At 35.2% G+C, this 15,192-nt stretch carries 13 protein-coding genes; all 13 read right to left on the reverse strand.

Annotated elements, in window-relative coordinates; genetic code table 11:
- Window positions 1-299: 299 nt before the first annotated feature.
- A complete protein-coding gene (locus PBV87_RS21210) occupies window positions 300-980 on the reverse strand; it encodes a D-lyxose/D-mannose family sugar isomerase (protein WP_271013656.1) in 681 nt (226 codons plus the stop codon).
- A 41-nt stretch (window positions 981-1,021) separates the two neighbouring features.
- On the reverse strand, window positions 1,022-2,029 hold the full coding sequence (locus PBV87_RS21215; protein WP_271013657.1) for a LacI family DNA-binding transcriptional regulator: 1,008 nt from the start codon (window positions 2,027-2,029) through the stop codon (window positions 1,022-1,024).
- A 34-nt stretch (window positions 2,030-2,063) separates the two neighbouring features.
- Entirely contained in the window at window positions 2,064-3,296 is a 1,233-nt protein-coding gene (locus tag PBV87_RS21220; protein ID WP_271013658.1) for a 6-phosphofructokinase, read from the reverse strand.
- Between the two features lie 77 nt (window positions 3,297-3,373).
- Window positions 3,374-3,994 (reverse strand): dihydroxyacetone kinase subunit DhaL, encoded by a 621-nt coding sequence (dhaL, locus tag PBV87_RS21225; protein WP_053985633.1) that lies wholly within the window; start codon window positions 3,992-3,994, stop codon window positions 3,374-3,376.
- Window positions 3,995-4,020: 26 nt separating this feature from the next.
- A complete protein-coding gene (locus tag PBV87_RS21230) occupies window positions 4,021-5,031 on the reverse strand; it encodes a dihydroxyacetone kinase subunit DhaK (RefSeq protein ID WP_271013659.1) in 1,011 nt (336 codons plus the stop codon).
- Between the two features lie 31 nt (window positions 5,032-5,062).
- A complete protein-coding gene (locus PBV87_RS21235) occupies window positions 5,063-5,548 on the reverse strand; it encodes an ureidoglycolate lyase (protein WP_053985635.1) in 486 nt (161 codons plus the stop codon).
- 11 nt (window positions 5,549-5,559) lie between these two features.
- On the reverse strand, window positions 5,560-6,534 hold the full coding sequence (locus PBV87_RS21240; protein ID WP_271013660.1) for an ABC transporter permease: 975 nt from the start codon (window positions 6,532-6,534) through the stop codon (window positions 5,560-5,562).
- A gap of 38 nt (window positions 6,535-6,572) precedes the next feature.
- Window positions 6,573-7,571: an ABC transporter permease gene (locus PBV87_RS21245; RefSeq protein ID WP_053985637.1), complete on the reverse strand. Its 999-nt coding sequence runs from the start codon at window positions 7,569-7,571 to the stop codon at window positions 6,573-6,575.
- Between the two features lies 1 nt (window position 7,572).
- Window positions 7,573-9,078, reverse strand: coding sequence for a sugar ABC transporter ATP-binding protein (locus PBV87_RS21250; RefSeq protein WP_271013661.1), 1,506 nt, complete (start codon window positions 9,076-9,078; stop codon window positions 7,573-7,575).
- A gap of 124 nt (window positions 9,079-9,202) precedes the next feature.
- Window positions 9,203-10,288, reverse strand: coding sequence for an autoinducer 2 ABC transporter substrate-binding protein (locus PBV87_RS21255; protein ID WP_242847692.1), 1,086 nt, complete (start codon window positions 10,286-10,288; stop codon window positions 9,203-9,205).
- Between the two features lie 367 nt (window positions 10,289-10,655).
- On the reverse strand, window positions 10,656-11,399 hold the full coding sequence (locus PBV87_RS21260; RefSeq protein ID WP_053985639.1) for an alpha/beta hydrolase: 744 nt from the start codon (window positions 11,397-11,399) through the stop codon (window positions 10,656-10,658).
- 187 nt (window positions 11,400-11,586) lie between these two features.
- Entirely contained in the window at window positions 11,587-13,356 is a 1,770-nt protein-coding gene (locus PBV87_RS21265) for an ABC transporter ATP-binding protein (RefSeq protein ID WP_271013662.1), read from the reverse strand.
- Window positions 13,349-15,169, reverse strand: coding sequence for an ABC transporter ATP-binding protein (locus PBV87_RS21270; protein WP_271013663.1), 1,821 nt, complete (start codon window positions 15,167-15,169; stop codon window positions 13,349-13,351). The genes PBV87_RS21265 and PBV87_RS21270 overlap by 8 nt, the downstream gene beginning before the upstream one ends.
- Window positions 15,170-15,192: the final 23 nt, after the last annotated feature.

Raw genomic sequence — 15,192 nt, forward strand, 5'->3', positions numbered from 1 at the left:
ATATAATCATAAAACTATTTAATACAGTTTAATATTACATAAAATCTATGTTAAATTCAACCGATAAAATAGTTCCATTTATGTAAATATACACACATAACGTCCAAATAATTCCTATTTTATATACAAGTTTTAAATTATTTTTTGAACATTTTATACAAAAATACTACACTATAAAAAAACTCTTATGAAATAGCCATTCTATCATACTATTTCATAAGAGCCCTTATCTTTATTAATTCATTTTTGTCACTCAGCCTTTATCTATACAAAAACCCTAAGCCTACATTCGCCTTATACTAAGCTCTCGGATATTCATTACATAAATAACGATAGGGTGCTTCATCTTCTTCTATTTCTGGAAATCTTCCTACCGAATGATCATAGAAATAATTATCTGTTTGATCATCATTACACATAGATACTTCCCCTAATAATACGGGTCCTGTTCCCTTTTCTACCTCAAAATCATGGTACATACCTTGGGTAATCGTAATACTTTCTCCTGGAGTTAATCTAATCTGTGTACCTGGTTCTACCTCATAGCTTCTACCATCACATGTCACTTTAACTGGAGTATCTGCAAAAGATCCATCCTTCATAGAATTATAAATACGGATAAGTATATTTCCTCCGCCTTTATTTATAATGTCCTCCATTTTGTAAGCATGATAGTGCATTTGTGCTGTTTGACCTTCTTGCATGAACAATAACTTTTCTGCATAAGGTTTTACATACTTTGTATTTTTTACATTTCCATTACGTAGGGTAATAAGTGAAAATCCAATTTTTTCAAATTGTCCGAGTCCAAAATCAGTAATGTCCCACCCTAGCATATTATCCCTTACTTCATCATATTCGCTCCCCTTGCTTTTCCAGTCATCAGGTGTAAAGTTACAAAAAGGTGGTAGTGCTACCTGGTAAGCTTGAATCATTTTTTCCATTTTTTGTAGCGCATGATTAATTTCTGATCTTTTCATTATAGTTCCCCCTATAATTTTATTACCAACTTTATAATTATTTAACTTAAAACACTTTCACGAATAATCTTTTCACCACCTACATACGTTTTGATGCTGCTTATAGTTGGATCTTCCATAACTTCTAGCAAAACTTTTAAAGCAAGTTTACCCATAAGTTTTTTAGGTATACTCATTGTAGATAAAGACGGTGAGTGGATTGCTGAAAACTGAATATCATCAACCCCTATGATAGAAACATCTTCTGGCACGCGTATACCATATTCTTGAAGGGCTTTCATAACGCCTATTGCAATGATATCATTGTCTGCAAAAGCACATGGTGCTATTTTTATACCCTGTTGCAAATAAGTTTTCATGCTTTCATATGCCCCTAGTAAAGTAGGGGTAATCAAAAATTCATTTTCTTTTTTACAACTTATATTAAAGTGCTCTGTAGCTTCTTTGAATGCTTGGCTACGTTCTTCAAAGTTATGAATAGCATTATTGCTTTTAAAATAGGCAACTTCCCTAAACCCTAGGTCCACAAAATGTTCTATAGCCTCATAAACTAAAGCCCTGTTATCCATAACTACACTATGACACTTAAAGTTAGTCATACTATTATCTAATATCACATAAGGAATAGGAATCTGATTAAGATATTCATAGTCCCCTGAGTCTAGTTCTGTTCCTAACACAATTACGCCGCTGAAATTGTCATATTCTATTTCTCTTAGTGTTTCATCTAGCTGATTAATAGAATGTAAAATATTTAAATGATAGCCTTCTTTTCTACAGTTTACCTCAATAGATTCCATAATACTTGAAATAAACCCTGTATTTTCTTCTACAACCATTCCATCTTGTATGTATTTTAAAAACAAAATATTATTATTAACAGGTACACTTTTAGGCGTACCACGTTGTGGTATTGGATAATTGTGTTCAGCAATTAATTCTAAAACTCTTTTTCTTGTCTCTTCTGCTACCCCTTTTTTGTTGTTTAATACAAGTGAAACTGTAGCAGGCGAAACTTGCGCAAGCTCTGCTAATTCTCTAATTGTCATTCCCTTACTTCCTTCCTCATTCTTATGTATCCTACTACTTATTATGATATAAAATGAGATGTTTTGGAATGCCCTTTTCATATTTTGTATAGACTTCACCTTGGATAAGGGGCGTTAAATAGCTTAACATTTCCTTTGTTACATCATTTCCTTCATCATTTATCCAGTTTAAAGGCACTGTTCTTTCAATATTAGCTACCTTACTCACAGGTACAGCTACATATTCTATTTGATAAGGTGTATCTTTTATTCTTCTAATCGCTACCATATGTCCACTTAATCCCTCTACTACACAATTTAACGCCTTCATCCCTAGCATTTTTGACTCTTCTAGGTCTACTTTACTTGCAATATGTGCAGCAGATCTTTGCATTAAATTCAGCTCTATGGCACGCACCTTACACCCTAATGTTTCTCTTAGCATTTGGGCAAGAACTTGCCCTACCCCTGCTATGTATTTGTGCCCAAACTCATCTTGCACTTTGCTTTGTACCTTCTCCGAAATATAAGTACCTTCCTTGTCTTTGACCCCTTCACTTACTACTACCAAAATAGCTTTTCTTTCTACAAGTTTTGTCTGTACATCTTTTACAAATTGTTCTACATCAAATGCTCTTTCACATATATAAATCAAACTGGGCCCTACACCTTCACCAAGTCTAGATAATGCCGATGCTGCAGTTAACCATCCTGCATTGCGTCCCATCACTTCTACAATAGTTACAGCAGGCGTATCATATACGGAAATATCTCGTTCTAGTTCTTGGCAGGTGACTGCTACATATTTAGCTGCCGATCCAAAGCCTGGGCAATGGTCAGTACCTACTAAATCATTATCAATTGTTTTAGGAGCACCTACAACACAAATACTTGTGTCACCAATAGCATTTAGATATTCAGAAAGTTTACATACCGTATCCATTGAATCATTTCCACCGGTATATATAAAATAACCTATATCATAAGCCTTTAATATGCCAACTATTGTTTCGTATAACTTTGCATCTTTTCGCCAATCATCTAACTTAAATCTACAAGATCCTAGTGCTGCTGCTGGAGTCTGTGCTAAGCAATCTAAAGTACTTGTATCTTGCATAATATCATTGAGTATAATGAATTCTTCATTCACCACTCCTTGTATGCCATGAATGGCACCATAAATCGTTTTAATATGTGAACTGGTTAAAGCTGCTTGTAAAATACCTACTAAAGTCGCATTAATAGCTACAGTAGGTCCTCCAGATTGGGCAATAAGTAAATTCTTCATATTCCCTCCTATATCTACTAACTTTTAGCCGATATTGAAATAGCCCTTCACAATGAAGGGCTATTTCAACAAACTATCTAGAAGAGATTACAAAATCCCTTCATCATTAGCATAGCTACTGCTGCACCAGGGTCTTGTAGCGTTCTAGAAGCTTCCCCTCTTGTAGCTGCACGTCCATGTACAGCTATCATCGTTGTTGTATTCTCAAAGCCTTTACATGCTGCCTCGTATGCTTTCTTAGCAGCTGACTCTAATGATTCATCAGTATCAATAGCTTCCTCTAGAGCTTCTACTGCTGGATATAAACCGTCTAAAAATGTTTTTTCTCCAACTTTAGCTTTACCTCTATTTGCTACACCTTCTAAATATCCTTTAAAGAGGAGTGTAATGTCTTGATTACTCAACTCTTCTTTTCCTTTAAGCCTTTTTCCAGCTTCCATAAGACCTGATGCCATAAGAGTACCCATTGTAGAAGGTACTGCTGTAGACATAGCTTTACCTGCTGTGTAAAGTACTTTACCTGTATCCTTTTCTTCTATTCCCATCACCTTTTCATAGGCTGCTTTAAATCCATCACTCATAGTAAGACCAAGATCACCATCTCCAACTACACTATCAAGTTCAATAAGATAATCTCTATTATCACACATAATCTTTTGAATCTCATCTAATAGTTTTACAACAAATGCTGTACTCATATGAATCCCTCCCTAAAATGTATCTACTATAGTTGTACAAAGAATGGTGTTTGTGCTGGAGCATCTAATAATTCTTTTAGCTCATCATCTAATTTCAGTAATGAAATAGAGAATCCTGCCATTTCAAGAGATGTAGCATATTCACCAACATAGTAACGATGTACACTGATTCCTTTTTCTTTTAGAAATGTATCAATACGTCTTGTCACAATATATTGTTCATCTAAAGATGTTGCACCAAGTCCATTTACAAGTACAGCAACTTCATCTCCTGATACATATGGAATATCTGCTACAACCTTTTCTAACATTTCATCCACTATGGCATCAGCTGGCTCAAGTTTTGCACGACGAATGCCAGTTTCACCGTGAATACCCATACCAATTTCCATTTCGTCTTCACCAATTGTAAACCCAGGTTTACCTACTCTAGGTACAATACATGGTGTAAGCGCAACACCCATCGTTCTTACATTTGCAGCGGCTTTTTCAGCTACACGTTTCACCTCATCTAAATTCATCATTTTATCTGCAGCTGCTCCTGCACACTTGTAGACAAATACAATTCCTGCTACACCACGTCTTGTATTTTTCTCTCCTTCTTTTGATGGTCCAGCAGATGCTACATCTTCACCTGCTACTACACTTTCTACTCGAATATTTTCTTCAAAGTCTGCCATTTCTGCTGCCATATCAAAGTTAAAGATATCCCCGTTATAGTTACCATAGATATAGAGTACGCCTGCACCTGAATCAATAGCTTTGGTTACTTCAAGCATTTGCTCTGCACTTGGTGATTGGAATACATCCCCTACAGAACATCCATCAAGCATGCCCTTTCCTACATAGCCTAAGAAAAGTGGTAAGTGACCAGATCCACCACCTGTTGCTATACCTACTTTACCTGGCTTTTTATTCACACTAACTAAACAATGTACATCTTCTCCTGTATAAGTAATAAGATCTGGATGTGCAATATATAAACCTTCTAACATTTCTTTTACATAATTTTCTGGTTGGTTAATAATTTTTTTCATTTTTAATTCCCCCTATTTAAATTTAATTTGTTTAAGCTAATGTTATTTCAAAGTACTCTTCTTCCTTATAGTCCACAACTGTACAATCATTAAAGTAAATACGTTCTGGTAAGGTAATAAGCACATGTACAACCTCATTATGAATAGGCAACGGTGCAAGATGCCATACGCCCGTCTTAAGAACTACCATGGTGCCACGTGGTACAATAAAAGCTTCAGTTAAATGTGGTACAGGTGTTGTAGAAGGTGGCGCTACATGTAATACAATGTCATCATCTAATGCCAATATGCCTTCAGGCGTTGTATTATGATATTCTGCTGCTGTAATAATCATTTTCTCAGGTTTAGCTGAAGCAAGAGCAGAAAATCCAATAGGCATCTGCCCACTTACTGGCATTAGAACATGATCGGGATAAAATGCTCCTAAATGATTACCTTCTGGATGTACCATATCAAAATAATTTCCATAAGCTTTAAAGCCTTCTGCACTTAATTCCTTTGCTTTTATACTTCTCATTTAAATCCCCCCTATCTTGTCACTTTTTTGCGTTCAATTAAATGTGTTGCAACCATAACAACAATTAGAATAAGCCCCCATACACATGTTTTGATAAAGGCATTAACACGTAAAATGTTAAAGGCACTAGATACAAGTTGGAGTACAATAATAGCTAGTGTGACACCTATTACTTTTCCTTTTCCTCCGTCTGGATGTGTTCCACCTAGCACAGCAATAAGCAATGTAAGTAATGTATAACTTGAACCATAATCTGATTTAGCTGAATTATAGTGAGAAACCATCAAAATTCCACTAATTGCTCCTAATACGCCTGATGTCATATAAGTAATCATAGTAACTTTTAAATTATTAATCCCCGCATACCTTGAAGCAATGTGATTACTACCCATAAAGCATAATTCTTTGCCATATGTTGTTGACTTCATTAAAAAACACATCATCACAACAACAATTGCAAAAATGACTACTGGAACTGGAATGCCAAGCACTGTACCATTCGTTAATAAAGTAAAGGATTGTGGCAATCCTGTAATAGCTGGTCCCTTTGTGATAATAAGTCCTATACCTGTATAAAGTTGTAAGCCACATAAGGTAACAAGCATAGCTGGTATTCGTAAATAACCGATAAAAAATCCATTAAAGGCACCGCAGATAGCGCCTACCACTAAAGCACATAAGATCCCTATAAGCATAGCTGGCAAGGTTCCACCCATTGCTACCATTACAATAGCTCCTACAATACCTGATAGATTGGCAATTCCTACTAGAGATAAGTCAATCCCTCCCGAAATCATAGCAAGCATCATTCCAAAAGCTAATATTCCGAATTCTGGAAACTGGCTTCCCATACCTTGGAAGTTCTTAACACTTAAAAATGCCTTGGGTTGTAAAATCCCCATAACGAGTGTAATCAAAACTGCTATAATGATTAAACCCATTATGTTTTTATCTATTTTCTTTATTTGGGTTTTCATTTTCTCCATATTCCTTCTCACTCCCTTAGCTACTTTCTTCTTATCTATTAAATTTTAGCTTTTGCTTCAATGTGCCTTACTCTTATAGATGTAATTACAGTTCCAATAACAATAATTAGACCTACTATAAAAGTTTGGAAATGTGTTGGAATACCTAGCATAATTAAGTTATTTTGAACAAGTGCAATAAGGGTTACACCAAGAATCGTACCAAACACTGTTCCATGTCCTCCTGTGATACGTGTACCACCTATAACCACTGCTGCAATAACCATCATCTCACTACCCATTAATACCTGTGGACTTGCTTGTCGCATTAAGATTGTATACGTCATACCACCAATTCCTGCTAATAAACCTGCTGTCATATACACAATAAATTGGATTTTTGTAATACTAAAACCAGCTATTCTCGCTGCATTTTTATCTCCACCTATTGCGTAAATGCCTCTTCCAAGCATGGTATGTTTTAATATAAAATAGCCTAAAATATAAAGCACTATAGGAATCAAAACAAGTATTGTCAAAGAATATTTAATCCCATCTTGGTTGATATAAGTATAAATAAATTGTTGTGAAAGACGATCCACATTAGGAGGAATTTTAGAAATATCTTTAGCACCTAAAAAAGCCAATGTTGCGCCATTAACCAAGCTACTTACTCCTAAGGTTGCAATAAGTGGTGGTATTTTTACTTTGGATATAAGTACTGCATTAATGAATCCAAAGCCTAATCCAATCCCCCCTGCCATTGCAAATGCAAAAAGTGCACTATCAATTTCAAAGGCATTCATAAACTTAATCGTTGCATAGAGTGACATACATGCTACTGCCGGAAAGGATACATCTATGCCACCTGACACAATGACAAGCATTTCAGCTATAGCAAAAATCAAAGTTACAAGCATTGCTCTTACTAAACTAATTCCTGTTTGAGGTCCAAAGAATATAGGATTAACAATCCCAATAATCAAACTAAGCCCTATGATCATATAGGCTACAATCATCTCATTTGAGCTTACAATTTGTTTCACTTTCTTATGCATTCTAGTGGCCCCCTCTCTTATTAATCTCACTACTTAATAACGCTGATAGCTTCGCTTCATCTAAATCTTTACTGCTTTCCTTAGCCACTATACGACCATTTTGTAAAACAATTACCTTATTACAATTATGGATAATTTCAGATAGATCATCTGAGATAATGATGACACCCACTCCTTGTGAAGCAAGTTCATGGAGAATCTTATGAATATCCGCTTTAGCACCAATATCTACACCAACTGTTGGACCATTCAAAATGATTAAATCTGGTTCTGTGTTTAACCATTTTGCTATAACAACCTTTTGTGCATTTCCACCTGACAAAGTATTAATAGGTGCTTGTGGTGAAGACGCTACGCAACCAATCTTTTGAATCCACATCTTTGTTGTTTCTAACATGGCCGCATGATCTAATTTAAACTGATTGAAATACTTCTTAACTGAAGCAGCTATTGTATTATCTTCTATAGAACGTTCTAAGAATAAACCTTGCGTCAACCTGTCTTCTGGCACATATGCAATCTTATGTTTAACTGCATCTTGCACTGATTTAATCATAATTTTCTTTTCATTTAATAAAACTGTACCTGACTCAGCAGGTGCTAGCCCAAAAAGGGCATCTCCTATTTCTCCACGTCCTGACCCAAGTAAACCTGTTATGCCAAGTACATCCCCTTTATGTAAGTTAAAGCTAATATCCTCAAAAGCTCCTTTTTTGGTATAATGCTCTACTCTTAGAATTTCTTCTTTTGATTCTTCTGGTCTATAAAGGGCTTCTTCAATTTCTCTACCTGTTAAGCATTTAATAAAACGTTGCCTATCAAATTCCTCAATAAGACCATGTGCTACATTTTTTCCATTTCTTAGTACAGTCAGCTTTTCTGCGATTTGATAAATTTCATCTAACTTATGATTCACAATCACAACCGCAATATTTTTATTTTTAAGATTAATAATGATTTCATTTAAACGCTCTACCTCTTTAGCTGTTAAAGCTGTTGTTGGCTCATCCAAAATAACCAATTTTGCATCATTCATAATGGCACGACAAATGGCTACAATTTGTTTATTAGCTACAGAAAGCCTTTCTACAAGAACATCCGGGTCAATATTCACCCCAATACGCTCCATTGCTTCTTTGGCAAGTATACGCGCCTTTTTCCAATCCATTCTTTTTGCACCCGTCATAAGTGCTTGGTTCATAGCAATATTTTCTGCTACTGTTAAGTTAGGAAAAATTGCAAAATCTTGATAAATAACTTGAATACCCATTTTGATAGCATCAATTGGTGTGAGCTTGTTAATCTTTTTTCCTTCAATGATAATCGTGCCCTCTGTTGCATCATGTACTCCTGAAATCACTTTAATTAAAGTAGATTTACCACATCCATTTTCCCCAGCAAGACAATGTACTTCTCCTAGTCTTACTTCTAAATCCACACCTTTTAGTGCATGGACACCACCAAAAGATTTTTTAATTCCGTCCAACTGTAAAAATACGTCTCCCATAACTCGCCTCCATCCATGCTACCATCTATTAATTGAAATACTTGATAGGTGATAGCATGAATTTTTCGGCGTATACCTTATTTTCATGCTATCATCTTATTTCTAGCTTACTCGCTCTTTATTCTTAGAAATCATACGCTGGATCATTAACGTTATCTTTTGTAACATCAATCCAAGCTTGACCTGTTAACACTTTATCTGTAAGGGTTAAATTGTCATATCCTTCTATACCAAGGTTTAAACCTGTTGTTACGTCTTCTTCATTTAACACTTTAAGCGCAAGTTCAATCATCGCTTTACCTGCAAGTGCTGGATCCCAGAAAGAAATCATATCAATGGTTCCATTTTCTACATATTTACCTGATACAGATACTAATGATGTGCCTGCGATCTTCACTTTACCTGCAAGCCCTAACTCTTCAACTGCTAATGCTGCACCTGCTACGTCTGCCATAGCTGAACCTTGAATAGCAGCAATACTTGGATTTGCTGTTAATACTTCTTTAACTTTGTTATATGAAGTAGATTGGTCATCTGCTGTTTCAATTTTATCTCCATATACTTTCATATTAGGGAATTTTTCTTCTTGTAAAGCACGACTTGCATCTACCCATTGATTATGTGATTGAGAAGTTAATGCACCTACTTCAAGGATGTATTCCCCTTCACCACCTGTAATTTCACCTAATTTCTCCATAAAGTGTCTACCATACTCGTCATTATCAAATGCTTCAATATCGTAGTCTATGTTTTCCATACCACTTGCTTCATGAGCAATAACAACAATACCTGCATCTCTTGCTTTCTTTAAAACAGGTTCAAGTGATTCTGTAGAAAATGGTACAACACAAATTGCATCCACATCTTGTGCAATTAAATCTTCAATAACTTGAGCTTGAAGTGCACCATCACCTTCTGATGGACCTGTATAGAAGGCATCTACTCCTGTTTCTTTTGCATATTCTTTAACTCCAACTTCCATTCTTTGGAACCAAGCAATACTTGTTAGCTTAGGTACCACTGCAATCTTATAATCTTTTTCCTCTCCCTTACTATCACCACCATCTGTACTTGGCGCTGAACTGTTAGAAGAAGTATTTGAGTCACTTGATGTCCCTTGACTAGATTCAACTGTTCCACAACCTGCTAGAGAAAATACCATTGTTGCACATGATAATAAAGCCAAAAACTTCTTTGTCACTCTTTTCATTTTATTTCCCCCTATTTATTTAACTGTTTTTAATTACTTTTATTAAACTTTTTACGCTGTTTAATAAAACGTTTAATAAATTTAAATTAATTCTAGTATAATTTTTTATAATTGTCAATAAAATTATATATTTATTTTAGTTATTTTAAATATTTTAATACTAAATTTTAAATATTTTATAGTAAATATTGACTACTATTTTTACTTTTTACATATATATACATTTGTTTATTATTAAACAAACTAAACATTTTATTTTTGTTTAATCATCTTTTTTCTTTATGAATATAAATACATTTTTTTAATAAATAAAACCGTATAGAAATTACTTGACAATAAGTAACTTCTATACGGTTTATAACTCACTTTATAACTGCTCAAAAAACTTCATCACTTTCTGGATTCCCTCATCCCAGAAATTCCAATCATGTACACCTTCCCATTCTTCAAAGGTAAAATTAAATTCAAGTTTTTCTAGATGTGCTTTAAAAGCTTTGTTTTCCTTATATAAGAAATCTTCTGTACCACAGGCAATCATTAGTCTAGGTCTTGCTTCTTGTGGTAAATCCATAAGTTTTTCACTTAAATGATAAAGATCATAGCTAGGGTCTATTAGTTTATCTCCTATAATTGCTTTGATTAGTTTATCTTCCCTGCCTCTTTCTGTGATTCTTGCCTTAATATCACAAACAGCTGAAAGAGCACCACAAGCTTTATATTGATCAGGCTTGCTTAAAGCACATAACATGCTTCCATATCCCCCCATAGAAAGTCCTGCTATATAAGTCTTTTCCCTATCAGGTTGGATACCAAACATCTTCTCACAAAGCATAGGTAATTCTTCTGTTATATAAGTATAATAATTCCCACCATACTCCATATTGGTATAAAAACTAATATGGACTTCTGGCATAATGACAATATAGCCATATTGATTGGCGTAATGCTCAATGCGTGTCCATCTTGACCAAGCCCCGCATCCGTCAGACATACCATGAAGTAAATAAAGTACTTTAAGTTCCTTATCACATGTATCATAAGGTAAGATCACATTAAGACCTACATTCATTCCTAAAGATTTTGCAAATATTTCTCCTTTAAAAAAAGCCATTTTATGCCTCCTCTATTTTCTTTTTAAAACGTATACGCCTATTAATTTTTATATTATCAGAATATTATTCATCTATCAACTTTTATATCTTCCCCCTGTGTCATAACACTATAACAAAGCCACCTTAATTTAACCTTTATACTCTGTCTACACAGAAAAAGGCTTTTAAGGTGGCTCTTAAACCTTATTACGCTACATACCATGCTTCTTGTGTTTTATACATTTCAGCATAGATACCCTCTTGCTCTATAAGTTGGGCATGACTACCTTGCTCCACTATCTTTCCATCATGGAATACAATGATACGATCTGTACGTTTGGCAAATCCTAAACGGTGAGAAATAAAGAGCACAATACGTTCACCTGCTAACTTATAAATCAAATCATAAATTTCAATTTCTGAGATAGGGTCAAGATAAGCTGTAGGTTCATCTAATACCCATATTTTTGCCTCCGGGTTAGCTAATAGCCTTGCTATAGCTATACGTTGCCATTGTCCTTTTGAAAGATCTACACCTTCTTGAAGCTGCCCAAGCATGGTATCTATACCTTGTGGCAATTTAGTTACCATCTCTTTTAATCCTACTTGTTCTAAGCATTTCCAGATCTCTACATCTGTAAACTTCTTCCCGATATAGCCTAATTCAATATTCTCACGAATAGTCAATTGATACTGGGCAAAGTCTTGTAAAATACAAGAAGACAAACTGGATAGTGGAATCTTTTCTTCTCCACTTCCTTCTATATTAATAGTGCCTTCAAAGCGATCTGTAAGGTCTAATAGAATATTGGTAAAAGTCGTCTTCCCACTTCCATTGTGTCCTACTATAGCAATTTTTTCCCCTAACTTAATATTGAGTTCTACGCCTTTAAGACTTTTATTTTGTGCTTGTGGATAGGCGTAGGCGAGTTGATCAAAGTGAATCCCTTTAAAATCTTGGCTAGACACATTACTTGACTTTTCCACTTCTTCTAACTTAAGTAAGTTGAAGAAGCTTTCTACAAAACCATATTGCGTACGGGCATCATTGACACTATATTGAATGCCCGTCACTAAGTCTAGTACGTAGTTAAAAAGTTGATTACAGAGCATTAAAAAACCAATTTCATGCTTACCTACAGCTATCTCATAGCCTACAAAAATCAACATAGCGATATAGGGTAAATTAATCAGGAATCTTGCCGTTTGAAAAGTAATTTCATATTTCCCAAAGATTTTCATCTGTACCTTATATTCTGCATGATAGAGTTGCTCCCACCTATTGGCTACAAATCCAAAGAGCCTATTGAACTGATACTCTTGATGAGTCACTTTATCTCCACTTAAACTGAAGAAATAATTTTGTTTTTGTTTATAAGGTTGGAGTTCATCCCACGCATCCTTCACTTGCTTATAGACTTTTTCAAAGGCTTTATTCATAAACAAGAGTAATACCAAGTATGCAACTACTGCAACGAGATTAATCTGTGCCAGTAAGGTTAGGAATATCACGCCACCTAATACAAAGTAAACCCCTTGCATCATCAGTCCTACAAAATTTTTCATCTGTTCTAAAGACTTTTCTCTTACCTTATAAATTTCTACTGCTGTCTCATGATTTTCGTAATACTCCCAATTGACCTTCCCAAGTTTCCGTCCTAAGGCATATTCAAAGTCATAACTCATATGAAGCATCAGCTTGTTATCTAGGAGATCTTTTGCTATACCCAACAAATAAAAAATCAAGGAACCAAGAGCAAATAAACTTACACCTACTATAACCTCATTGATATGCGCTTGCCCTTCAAACAAACGGTAGGCACTATTTGTTGTATACTCGACAGACTTCATACTCAGTAGAGCACCAAATACGCCAATAATTTCTGTAAGCACACGTCCAATATAAGCCCCTTTATGACTTTTGTAAGCAAACTGATTGGCTTCTATAAGCGCCTTAAGTGCTGGCATCTTATGCATAACATACCTCCTCCTCTTCATAAAGAGCCTGTTGAGCTGTAAATAAAGTATAATAATAACCTTTACGTGCCATAAGTATCTCATGGGTTCCATCTTCTACGATTTTGCCCTCTTCCATCATACAAATACGATCCGCCATCCTTGCAAATCCAATGCGATGGGAGATAATAAGTGCTGTCTTATCTCCTATAATTTCACCAAACTGCCCAAGCATTCTCATTTCTTCTAACGGATCAATAGATGCTGTAGGTTCATCTAATATGAGTACATCTGGCTCACCCATATAAGCACGAGAAAGGATAATGCGCTGCCACTGTCCACCACTTAGATCTTGCCCCTCCTTGCTATATTCCTTGCCTAGAATAGTGTCTATCCCTTTTGGCAACTTTCTTATCACCTCTTCTAGATTTCCTTTAGATATGGCTTTTTGAATAGCATACTCCTCTTCAAAAGCTTCAATCATCCCTACCGCTACATTTTCCTTCAAGCTCATGCTATAGCGACTAAACTCTTGAAAACCAATACCAAAATAACGATATAATATTTCTTTAGGTACTTTTCTAAGCTCTACACCATTAAAGAGAATCTCTCCTTCATAGTCTTCTAAAAGCCCACACATCAACTTAGATAAAGTCGTTTTCCCACTCCCATTATACCCAAGTAAACTCACTACCTCTCCACGTCTTAGGGTTAAGTTAACACCCTTAACCGCATAGTTTTCACTCCCTGGATATTTATAAGAAACATTTATGAACTCAAGGATCTCAAAATCTCCTAATTTTCCTTCTGCCTCACTGAGTAACTGATAATCATCTATGGCTTTAAGTTGATGAAGGCTGGTTCTACCTGTAAATCCTTCATACTTTTCAACATATTTATCGTTTTCTGCTAGATCCTTGGTCAGTACATTAATTACACTAGATATGGCACTGGTTAAGGTCATCATCATCCCATTAAGAAAGACAAAATCGCCTACAGCAAGACTGCCATTTGCCACTAACATCAGAAAATAAACGCTAAGTCCATAGGTCATGGCCATCTGTGCAATGCCTGCCACTTTGCCTAACCCTATCGCCTTCACTTCAAATTGGTACTTTCCTTTCATATAGCCGCTGTAAGTAGACGCCCATTTTTTAAGAAATCTTTCTTGAAGTCCAAATAGACGTAGTTCCTTAGCATGGGTTCTTGAAGAAAGAAGTTCCATATAATACTTAGCTTGACGTTCATCATTAATATAGGTTTCTTGTAAGGCAATACGCTTTTTAACCACATACTGATTAATACCAATCAATATAAAAGCTAAGAGGCTCATATAAACAACAATCAATGGATTGAAATAAGAAATGGCCCCAACTGCCAAAATCACACGGTAAATGGATAAAGTCAGTTTATTAAATACCGTTACAGCAATATTCGCTGTATGGTCGATATTATTTTTTACAAAAGCATATTGATCATAAAACTTACTCTCATAAAAAGCATCTTGCTTCGTGCTATAGCTCTTATGTAAAAAATATTTAGCAAATATACGCTTCGCTTTATGACTGTAAGCTGTAATCATCATCTTTTCAAAGTTACCTGTATTCCCACCAATACAAATCAAAAGGAAAAAGAGTAAAATAGGAAAAGCAATTTTAACAGATACTTGCCCACTAGCCTGGGCATCCATCAATACATCTGTTGCTAACTTAAAACTATACCCTATACCTAATTGACTAAGGGCAATAATAAATAGCGCAATCATATTCAAACTAAAAAATATCGGTGAAGCACTTACTGTAATCTTACAAAAATGCATCAATCGTCTAAACATTTCTACCTCCTTATTTTTAGAGC

This window comes from Holtiella tumoricola (assembly GCF_027857615.1).
Taxonomy (GTDB): domain Bacteria; phylum Bacillota; class Clostridia; order Lachnospirales; family Cellulosilyticaceae; genus Holtiella; species Holtiella tumoricola.

What these genes read in the sequence shown, in the direction of transcription:
- PBV87_RS21210 (WP_271013656.1), bottom strand. Translation starts at nt 980, where the DNA reads ATGAAAAGATCAGAAATTAATCATGCGCTACAAAAAATGGAAAAAATG.
- PBV87_RS21260 (WP_053985639.1), bottom strand. Translation starts at nt 11,399, where the DNA reads ATGGCTTTTTTTAAAGGAGAAATATTTGCAAAATCTTTAGGAATGAAT.
- PBV87_RS21230 (WP_271013659.1), bottom strand. Translation starts at nt 5,031, where the DNA reads ATGAAAAAAATTATTAACCAACCAGAAAATTATGTAAAAGAAATGTTA.
- PBV87_RS21220 (WP_271013658.1), bottom strand. Translation starts at nt 3,296, where the DNA reads ATGAAGAATTTACTTATTGCCCAATCTGGAGGACCTACTGTAGCTATT.
- dhaL (WP_053985633.1), bottom strand. Translation starts at nt 3,994, where the DNA reads ATGAGTACAGCATTTGTTGTAAAACTATTAGATGAGATTCAAAAGATT.
- PBV87_RS21255 (WP_242847692.1), bottom strand. Translation starts at nt 10,288, where the DNA reads ATGAAAAGAGTGACAAAGAAGTTTTTGGCTTTATTATCATGTGCAACA.
- PBV87_RS21270 (WP_271013663.1), bottom strand. Translation starts at nt 15,169, where the DNA reads ATGTTTAGACGATTGATGCATTTTTGTAAGATTACAGTAAGTGCTTCA.
- PBV87_RS21250 (WP_271013661.1), bottom strand. Translation starts at nt 9,078, where the DNA reads ATGGGAGACGTATTTTTACAGTTGGACGGAATTAAAAAATCTTTTGGT.
- PBV87_RS21235 (WP_053985635.1), bottom strand. Translation starts at nt 5,548, where the DNA reads ATGAGAAGTATAAAAGCAAAGGAATTAAGTGCAGAAGGCTTTAAAGCT.
- PBV87_RS21215 (WP_271013657.1), bottom strand. Translation starts at nt 2,029, where the DNA reads ATGACAATTAGAGAATTAGCAGAGCTTGCGCAAGTTTCGCCTGCTACA.
- PBV87_RS21265 (WP_271013662.1), bottom strand. Translation starts at nt 13,356, where the DNA reads ATGCATAAGATGCCAGCACTTAAGGCGCTTATAGAAGCCAATCAGTTT.
- PBV87_RS21240 (WP_271013660.1), bottom strand. Translation starts at nt 6,534, where the DNA reads ATGGAGAAAATGAAAACCCAAATAAAGAAAATAGATAAAAACATAATG.
- PBV87_RS21245 (WP_053985637.1), bottom strand. Translation starts at nt 7,571, where the DNA reads ATGCATAAGAAAGTGAAACAAATTGTAAGCTCAAATGAGATGATTGTA.